This is a genomic window from Rhodococcus oryzae (genome assembly GCF_005049235.1).
GTDB classification, from domain to species: Bacteria; Actinomycetota; Actinomycetes; order Mycobacteriales; family Mycobacteriaceae; genus Rhodococcus_G; species Rhodococcus_G oryzae.
Genome location: NZ_SUMD01000015.1, coordinates 23205 through 33203 on the forward strand (window position 1 = coordinate 23205; position 9999 = coordinate 33203).

General features: G+C 69.6%; 1 protein-coding gene. It reads left to right on the top strand.

What is annotated here, in order from left to right:
• The first annotated feature begins 300 nt into the window (after positions 1-300).
• Complete coding sequence (locus tag FCG67_RS23025; protein WP_169310602.1) at positions 301-9831, top strand: non-ribosomal peptide synthetase; 9531 nt, start codon at positions 301-303, stop codon at positions 9829-9831.
• Positions 9832-9999 lie beyond the last annotated feature (168 nt).

Consider the following 9999-nt stretch of genomic DNA (forward strand, 5'->3'; position numbering starts at 1 on the left):
ACCTGCATAGGCCGATCGAGCGATCCTCGACGCGGTCGATGGACCGTGCGCGCTGTTCACCGATGGCGGGCACCCTCGCTGACGTGGACTTATGTGTGCGGCGCCGGGTTACTTCGGGAAAACGGCTAACGCGGATCGTTCGAGCGGCGATGTGATGGGTGGACTGAACGGAAGACCATTTCGCCGCTTGGGCGGGGCCATGACGGGATACAGCGACGGAGTGTCGTCGAGATGGGGGAGCGAACGTTGGACGCCCTGGGTACGGTCGGACCTGCTGAATCTTCGGATGAAGGGGCGCAGGTGAGCGCGCACCCGCAGGATGCCGCACCGTTTCCGCTCTCGTCCGCGCAGCGTGGCATGTGGTTCGCTCAGCAGGCCGCAGGAGATGTTCCCCTCAACATCGCTCAGTACGTCGAGGTCGACGGTGTCCTCGACGTGGATGTCCTCACGGCGGCATGCCGATTCGCCGGCATGGAGCTCGGCTCCGCCTACCTGCGACTGATCGCCGATGACGGTCTTCCCCAGCAGGTCGTCGATCGAACGATCGACGACCGCGTCGAGTTCATCGACCTCTCGGGGCACGAGGATCCGATCGCGGCGGCACAGGCCTGGATGCGCAACGACTACGGATCCGCTCGTGACCTGTTCGTCGAGCGCCTCAACGTGTCGACGGTTCTGAAGCTGGCCGACGATCGCAGCTACTGGTACTGCCGCTTCCATCACATCTCCATCGACGGCTTCGGCGCGATGAACATGCTCAACCGCGCCGCGGAGGTGTACACGGCGCTCGTAGAGGGCCGGGAGATCACTCCGGGCAAGGCTGCCGATCTCGTCGAGATCTACGAGGACGAGCTCGCCTACCGCAACTCCGACCGCTTCCAGCGTGACCGGGAGTACTGGATCGAGCGGGTCGTCGACCTGCCTGCGGCGCCCAGCCTCGCGGGCCGAACCGCGCCCGTCGACTCGCATGCCACCGTGGCGGGCGAGCAGGTACCGCCGTCCACGGCCGAGCTGCTCAGCGCGACGGCGTCCGCGAGCGTCGTCGGCGAGACCCCCGCCATCGTCGCCGCCTTCGCCGGCTACCTCGCCGCGATGACCGGCAACGCCGACGTGGTCCTGAGCCTGCCGGTCTCCGCACGATCGTCCGCGGTACTGCGCAGGTCGGGCGGCATGGTGTCCAATGTTGTGCCGATCCGGCTGCGGATCGAGGGCGACACCACCGTCGAGGACCTGATCGGGAAGGCGAACCTCGAGCTGACCGGTGCCCTGCGGCGCCAGCGGTACCGGCACGAGGACATGCGCCGCGATGCCGGAACCGTCGACGGCCAGCGCGGTTTCTTCGGACCGTCGATCAACATCATGATGTTCCACCGCGAGATCCGACTCGGTGATCTCACGGGCCGGTTCACCGTGCTCAGCACGGGCCCCGTGGAGGACCTCGCCGTCAACCTCTACCCGAGCGTCGCGGGCAAGAGCGTTCAGATCGACTTCGAGGGCAACCCCAACCTCTACGGCGCGTCTGATCTCGACGCCTACCACCATCGATTCCTCAGCTATCTCGAGCGCTTCCTGTCGGCGGCGCGCGATTCCGAGGTGCGCGGCATCGACCTCCTCGAGGTGGGGGAGGCGGAGCACCTCCGATCCCTCGGCGCGGGCGGGTCGGCCCCCTTCGAGTCGAACATCATCGATCGCTGGGAACAGAGCGTTCGGCGTGACGCAGGCGCGGTCGCGGTGGTCGGGTCCGGAAAGTCCGTCACCAGGGGTGAGCTCGACCGGCGCGCCAATCAGCTCGCGCGCGAGCTGATCGCCAGGGGCGTCGGGGCCGACGACATCGTGGCGCTGATGGTGCCGCGGTCGGTGGACTGGGTGGTCGGGATGCTGGCCACGTGGAAGGCGGGGGCCGCGTACGCCTACGTCGATCCGACGCTGCCAACCGATCGGGTGCAGTCGATCCTGGAGGACTGCGCGGTGAGCTGCGTGGTCGCCACGAGCTCGTGGGAGCGGGCGGGATTCGACGGCCAGGTTATCCTGCTCGACGATCCGATCTCGCAGGCCGCCGTCGCCGAGCTCGATCCCACCGCCCCCGTGAACCGGTGGGCCGAGCCGTGCGCGGGCGAGCGCATCGCCTACGTCATCTCGACCTCGGGTTCGACAGGTAGGCCGAAGCCGACGCTGGTCCCCATGCACGGGTTCGCGAACAACGTGGACTGGTACCGCGGAGAGGTTGCGCTGCAGCCCGGCCAGGGCCTGATCGTGGCCGGCTCACCCAGTTTCGATGCCACCCAGAAGAACGTCTGGGTTGGACTGTCGGAGGGCTGGTCGGTCCACCTCGCGGGCGATCCGTTCGACCCGGTCGAGGTCCTGGACATCGTCGACAGCGAGGTCGTGCGGGTCGCGAACATGGCGCCGAGCCTGTTCAACGTCCTGCTCGATCACGACACCAGGGGCGTCCTGCCCAAGCTCGATGCGGTCTTCCTCGGTGGCGAGGCCATGCGCGTGGACCGGCTGGGTCATCTCGCCGCGGCAGGCACCCGACTGGTCAACCATTACGGTCCCACCGAGGTGACCGACATGACGACCTTCCACGAGGTGTCCGTCGACCATGCGAGCTACCCGGATGGGCGGATCCCGATCGGTGGGCCGCTGCCCAACGTCGATCTGTACGTCCTCGACGAGCACCTGCGGCCCGTCCCCGCGGGGGTGACCGGGGAGCTGTACGTCGGTGGCGCCGGTGTCGCGCGTGGATACGGCAACCGGTTCGGCCTCACCGCGTCGACGTTCGTAGCGGACCCCTTCCGCGGCGCCGGGACGCGTATGTACCGCACCGGCGACGTGGTGTGGTGGAACTCCGATGGCGAGCTCGAGTTCCAGGGCCGCAGCGACTTCCAGGTGAAGATCCGCGGACTCCGGATCGAGCTGGGCGACATCGAGGCCGCCGTCCTCGCGCACCCGGACGTGGTGGCGGCCACCGTGCTGGTCCACGAGAGCGATCTCGGGCAGCGACTGATCGGCTACGCCGTTCCGGCCGCGGGCGCCGACCTCGACGTCGCCGCCGTCATCGGTCACGTCGGCGAAGTGGTGCCCAGCTACATGGTTCCCGCATCGATCATCGTCCTGGATCGGCTGCCGCTGACCGCGAACGGGAAGGTGGACCGGAAGGCGTTGCCGGAACCGGACTTCCGGACCCCGGTTTCCGCATTCGTGGCGCCCGCCACCGCGATGGAGAAGACCATCGCCGCGGTGTTCGCCGAGGTGCTCGGCCTCGACGAGGTCAGCGTGGAGGACAGCTTCTTCGCGCTCGGCGGTGACAGCATCATGTCGATCCAGCTGGTCTCCCGCGCCAAGGAGGCCGGCGCGGTGTTCACCACCCGCGACGTGTTCGACTGTAAGACGGTCGCGGGCCTCGCCGAAGTGGTCACGCGCCGTCAGCTCAGCGACGACGTCCAGTTCGTGCTCGACGAGTTGCCGGGCGGGGGCGTCGGTGACCTCCCGCTGTTGCCGGTGGTCCGGTGGATGGTCGATCGGGGACGCTTCGACCGGCTGGCCCAGGCGGTCCTGTTGACGCTGCCCGACGCCGTCGACGACGGACACCTGCGGGACGCGCTGCAGTCCGTGCTCGATCACCACGATGCGCTGCGTTCACGTCTGTTGCGACATGCGGACGGGGAGTGGATCTTCCAGGTCGGCGAGCCCGGTGTGGTGCGTGCCGGAGACCTCATGCGCACGGTCGCCCTCGCTGTCGAGCCCGGTACCGATGAGTTCGAGGCCGCCGTCGACGAACTGCTCGACGCGGCTGCCGACCGACTCGACCCCGCCGCCGGGGTGATGGTGGCCGTGGTCAGGACGACCTCGCCGTCAGGTGCGGGTCGACTGCTGATCGTGATCCACCACCTCGCCGTCGACGGTGTCTCCTGGCGAGTGCTGATTCCCGACGTCGCGATCGCGTGGTCGAAAACCGCATCCGGACAACCGGTGGCGCTCGAGCCGGTCGGCACCTCCATGCGCCGGTGGGCGCACAGCCTGTCCGAGGAGGCGGGCAGCGACGCCCGCGCGGACGAGTTCGACCGCTGGCGAGAGGTTCTCGACGGGCCGGACACCGTGCTCGGCTCGCGCGCGCTCGACACGGCCGTCGACACGGCGGAGACCGCGCAGACGGTCCGGATCGACATCTCGCCCGAGGTCACCTCGGCCGTGATGACCAGCATCCCCCGTGCGTTCCACGGTGGCGTCAACGACGGACTGCTGTCGGCACTGTTGCTCGCGGTCGCCCGCTGGCGCCGCGACCGCGGCGTCGACGAGTCCTCTGTCCTGTTGTCCCTCGAGGGGCACGGGCGCGACGACGACGTGATCGCCGGGGCCGACCTGTCCCGCACGGTCGGCTGGTTTACCAGCATCTTCCCGGTTCGGCTCGACCTCGCGGGCGCGGATCTCGACGATGCGCTCGCAGCGGGTCCGGCCGCGGGTGCGGTGGTCAAGGCGGTCAAGGAGCAGTTGCTCGCAGTTCCCGACGGTGGCCTCGGCTACGGCATGCTGCGTCACCTCGGGGAGGCGACCGGGACCCGGCTGGCCGCCATGGCCGAGCCGCAGATCATCTTCAACTACCTGGGACGCACGGCGTCTGTCGGCGAGCACCTCATCGGCGCCCCGTGGACGCCGGACGACTCCGTCGGCATCGGTGGATTCATGTCGACCACCGACGGCACGACCCCGCTGTCGGCGACCGTCGAGATCAACGCGGGCATCGAGGGCGAGGGCCCGAACGCGCACCTCGCCGCCTCGTTCACGTTCGCGGGCGGACTGCTCAGCGAGGACGAGACCCGATCGCTCGGGCACTGGTGGGCCTGCGCGCTCGAGGCGATCGCGACGTTTGCGAGCGGAAGCGACGCAGGCGGATTGACGCCGTCCGACCTGAATCTCGTCGAGCTGTCGCAGAAGCAGGTCGACCGGCTCGAGCAGCGGTACCCGAAGCTCACCGACGTGTGGCCGCTGGCTCCGCTGCAGCACGGCATGTACTTCCATTCGCTGCTGTCCTCGGACGTCGACGTCTACACCGCCCAGATCCTGCTCGAACTCGGCGGCGACGTCGATGTCGATCGCCTCCGGACGGCCGGCCAGGCGCTGATCGACCGGCACGAGAACTTCCGGACCGCCTTCGTCCAGGACGAGGACGGGGGCGAGGTCCTGCAGGTGTTGCTGCACGATGCGCAGTTGCCGTGGACGCACACCGACCTGTCGTCGATGGACCCGCAGGCCGCCGCGGTCGAGGTGGAGCGGATCCTGGAGGCGGATCGGACCACCCGATTCGATCTCGGTTCGGCGCCGCTGACCCGCTTCCACCTGATCAAGACGGCACCCGCGAAGTGGCTGCTGACGGTCACCAACCACCACATCCTGATGGACGGCTGGTCGACCCCGTTGATCATCCGCGATCTGCTGACCCTCTACGCGGCGGCCGGTTCGTCCGAGGTGCTGCCGAGGGCCCGCTCGTACCGGGATTTCCTCGCGTGGCTGGCGGCCCAGGATGCCGAGGCCACCAAGGCCAGGTGGCAACGGGTGCTCGCGGGCATCGAAGAGCCGACCCTGCTGGCGGCCCGCAGCGAGGCGGCCGCGGAGGACGCGGTGCCCGAGGAGGTGTCCGCGGCGTTGTCCGCCGACCTCGACCGGCGCCTGTCCGAGCTGGGTCGCTCCCTCGAGGTCACCACGAACACGCTGCTGCAGGCGGCGTGGGGTGTGGTGCTCGGCCAGCTCACCGCCCGCGACGACATCGTCTTCGGGGCCACCGTCTCGGGGCGTCCGCCGGAGTTGGCAGGCGTGGAATCGATGGTCGGACTCTTCATCAACACGGTCCCCGTCCGGATCGAGCTCGATTCCCAGGAGTCGGTTGCGGAGCTGCTCTCGCGCGTCCAGCGTGAGCAGTCGGAGACCCTCGGCCATCAGCACATGGGCCTCAGCGAGATCCTCACGGCGCAGGGCAAGGGAAACCTGTTCGACACCCTGGTGGTGCTCGAGTCCTACCCCGTCGATCGGCAGGGGCTGACCGAGCACTCCGACATCGCGGGCATGCGTCTGCTCGATGTCGGGGTCCGTGACGGCTCGCACTACCCGCTCGCGGTTGTCGGACTGCTCGGCGAGACGCTCGAGCTGAACCTCAAGTACATGCCGTCGGTCTTCGACCGCGCCGCGGTCGAGGGCTTCCTCAGCCGCCTCGTGCGGGTGCTCGAGGCGTTCGCGGCGGACCAGCATGCGCGCGTCGGCGGGATCGAGTTGCTCGGGGACGACGAGCGCGCCCGGCTGGTGCCGGTACGGGGCACGGGCGCCGTCGCGGGATCGACTCTGCCCGAGCTGCTCTCGGCCGCGGCAACGGCCAACCCGCAGTCGGTGGCGCTGGTCGCAGGCGGCCGTGAGCTGACCTATGCCGAACTCGACGAGCGCTCGAACCGGGTGGCTCGCGCGCTCATCGCGGCAGGCGTCGGCCCGGAGACGTTCGTGGCGCTGGCGTTGCCGCGCTCGGTTGAATCCGTGCTCGGTGTGTGGTCGGTGTCGAAGGCGGGCGGCGCGTATCTGCCGATCGACCCGGGTTACCCCGAGGACCGGATCGCCCACATGGTGTCCGATTCGGGTGTGCGTATCGGGCTGACCGTCGCCGCGCACCGCGCCGGGCTGCCCGAGTCGGTCACCTGGGTCGTGCTCGACGATCCGCAGTTCGTCGCGCGCTGCGAGGGCCTCGCGGCGGGCGCCCTCGCCGACGCGGAGCGGCTGGCGCCGCTGCGGCTCGAGCACAGCGCCTACATGATCTACACCTCCGGCTCCACCGGGTTGCCGAAGGGCGTCGTCGTCACCCACGCCGGGCTGGCGAACTTCGCGAGCGAGCAGCGGGAGCGGTATGCGCTGTCCGCGTCCTCGCGCACGCTGCACTTCTCCTCGCCGAGCTTCGACGCCTCGGTGCTCGAACTGCTGCTCGCGGTCGGTGCCGGAGCGACGATGGTGATCGCCGGACCGGAGATCTACGGAGGCGAGGAACTCCGCGCTCTCCTGGCGACCGAGGGCGTGACCCACGCCTTCGTCACCCCCGCGGCGCTGGCGACCGTCGATCCGTCCGGACTCGACACCGTCCGCACGGTCGTCGTCGGTGGCGACGCCTGCAGCCCGGACCTGGTGGCGCGGTGGTCCGTCGGCCGGGCGATGTTCAACGCCTACGGCCCCTCTGAGGGCACGGTCGCGACCAACATCAGCGACCGGCTCGTCGCGGGTGAGCCCGTCACCATCGGCGGACCGATCCGTGGCGTGTCGGCCGTGGTCCTGGACGCGCGACTGCGCCCGGTCCCGGTCGGCGTCGCGGGCGAGTTGTACGTCTCGGGGGTCGCGCTGGCCCGTGGCTACCACGGCCGGGCCGGCCTGAGCTCCGAGCGCTTCGTGGCCGACCCGTTCGGTGCGTCCGGTAGCCGGATGTACCGCACGGGGGACGTGGTGCGGTGGATCGAGGCGCCGGGCACCGACACCGGCTTGGCCATCGAGTATGTGGGCCGCAGCGACTTCCAGGTGAAGGTGCGCGGCTTCCGCATCGAGCTCGGTGAGGTCGACGCCGCGCTCGGCGCCCACGAATCGGTCGACTTCGCGGTCACGGTCGGGCGTCCCGGTCCCTCCGGCGACATACTGCTGGCCTCGTACGTGGTCCCGGTCTCCGAGGAGGCGGTCGATGCCGCCGAGTTGAAGGAGTTCCTGGGTCAGAGCCTGCCGGGGCACATGGTGCCCTCGTCGATCGTGTTGCTCGACGCGCTGCCGCTGACGGTGAACGGCAAGCTCGATCGTAAGGCGCTGCCGGAACCCGAATTCGTTTCGGACGCGGGCGAATTCGTCGCGCCCGATTCCCCGGTCGAGGAACTGGTTGCCGGGATCTTCGCGGAGGTGCTCGGTCTGGATCGGGTGTCGGCGGCCGATTCGTTCTTCGCCCTCGGCGGGAACTCGTTGTCCGCGACCAGGGTGGTGGCCCGGGTCAACTCGGCGGCGGGCGCAGCACTCGGGGTGCGCGACCTGTTCGAGGCGTCCACGGTGCGGGACCTCGCGGCGCGCGCGGTCAGCACGGACGGACGTGCGCCGCGGCCCGCACTGGCGGCCGGGGATCGGCCGGATCGCCTCCCACTCTCGCTCGCGCAGCAGCGGATGTGGCTGATCAACCAGCTCGACACCGCCTCGCCGGTGTACAACATCGCGATCGCCGTGCGGCTGTACGGCAGCCTCGATTTCGACGCGCTCGGCTCGGCCGTGACGGATGTGCTCGCGCGGCACGAATCGGTGCGGACCGTCTACCCGGCGGACGAGGGGGTGCCGCGGCAGGTCGTGCTCCCGGTGTCCTCGGTCCCGATCGATCTCGACCCGGTGGCATGCGCGGAGGAGGCGCTCACCAGCGGGCTGGTCGAGTTCGCCTCCAACGGCTTCGACGTGACCTCGTCGCCGCCGCTGCGGACGCGGTTGTTCCAGGTGGGCGATCAGGAGTTCGTGCTCGCGCTGGTCGTGCACCACATCAGCGCCGACGGCGCCTCCATGGGGCCGCTGGCACGGGACGTCATGCTCGCCTACGGGCAGCGGGTCACCGGGCAGGAGCCCGGCTGGGAGCCGCTCCCGGTGCAGTACGCGGACTATGCGCTGTGGCAGCGCGAGGTCCTCGGCGCCGAGGACGACCCCGAGTCACTGGCCTCGCGTCAGCTCGACTTCTGGGAGCGGACGCTGAGCGGCATGCCTGCGTTGATCGAGCTGCCCACCGACCGGCCCCGGCCGGCGCGGCAGTCGATGGACGGCGGCAAGGTCGACTTCGAGATCGGCGCGGATCTGCTCGCCCGACTGCACGAGATCGCGCGCGGCAACGACGCAACGCTGTTCATGGTCACGCACGCCGCGCTTGCGGTGCTGCTCGCCCGTCTGACCGGCGGCGAGGACATCGCGATCGCCACCCCGGTTGCCGGGCGCGGCGAGGCCGAGCTCGACGGGCTGGTCGGGATGTTCGTGAACACGCTCGTCCTGCGGGCGGGGGTGGACCCGGGCGCGACCTTCACCCAGGTGGTCCAGCAGGCCAAGAAGGTCGACCTCGAGGCCTACGCGCACGCCGATGTGCCGTTCGACAGCGTGGTGGAGCGGCTCAACCCGGAGCGGTCGACCGCCTACTCGCCGTTGGCGCAGGTGATGCTCTCGTTCGAGAACCTGGGGCGTCCGACCCTGGAGCTCCCGGACCTGACGGCGTCGGAGTTCGACAGCGGGTTGGTCGCGGCCAAGCTCGACCTGCAGCTGACCCTCGTGGAGAACCGGGACGCGGAGGGCAAGGTGACCAGCCTGTCCGCCTCGTTCAACTACGCGGCCGCCCTCTTCGACGAGGCCACGGTCTCCAGCTTCGCCGATCGGTTCCTGCGCATCGTGACGGCCGTGGCCGATGACGCCGAGGTGATCGTCGGCGATATCGACATCTGGAGCGCGCCCGTCGACGAGTCGCCGAGCATCGTGGGGCCCACCGTCGACGACCTGCCGGTCCTGGTCGCCGCGGTGGCCGAGGTGGTGCCCGCCGAGATCGCTCTCGAGCACGACGGGATCAGCGTCACCTACGGGCAGATGGACGAGCGCCTGAAGCTGCTCACCGCGTCGCTCGCCGACCGCGGCATGGCGGTCGAGGCCATCGTCACGACGGCCCTGACCAGCCTGGTGCCGACCATCCTGCTCGCGGCGGGCGGCAGCGGTGCGGGCGACGGCTTCGCCGACGTGGTCGACCGCCTGGTCGCCGACGCCGCGGCAGCGGCGGCACGACATTCGAAGGATCCGATGGTTCGCCTTGTGACCGGTCACTGATCCACAGCAGCGAGCCTCGTCGTGTCGGTCCCGTATGTTTAGCTGCGGTGATTCGTTGCGTCCGACGGCTCGCTGTTCTGTGATGCGTAAACGAACGAACTAGCTCGAATGCTTCGGAGGAACTGTTGTCTGCTGCGGATCTGACTCGATCGATCGCCGCTCTCGCCT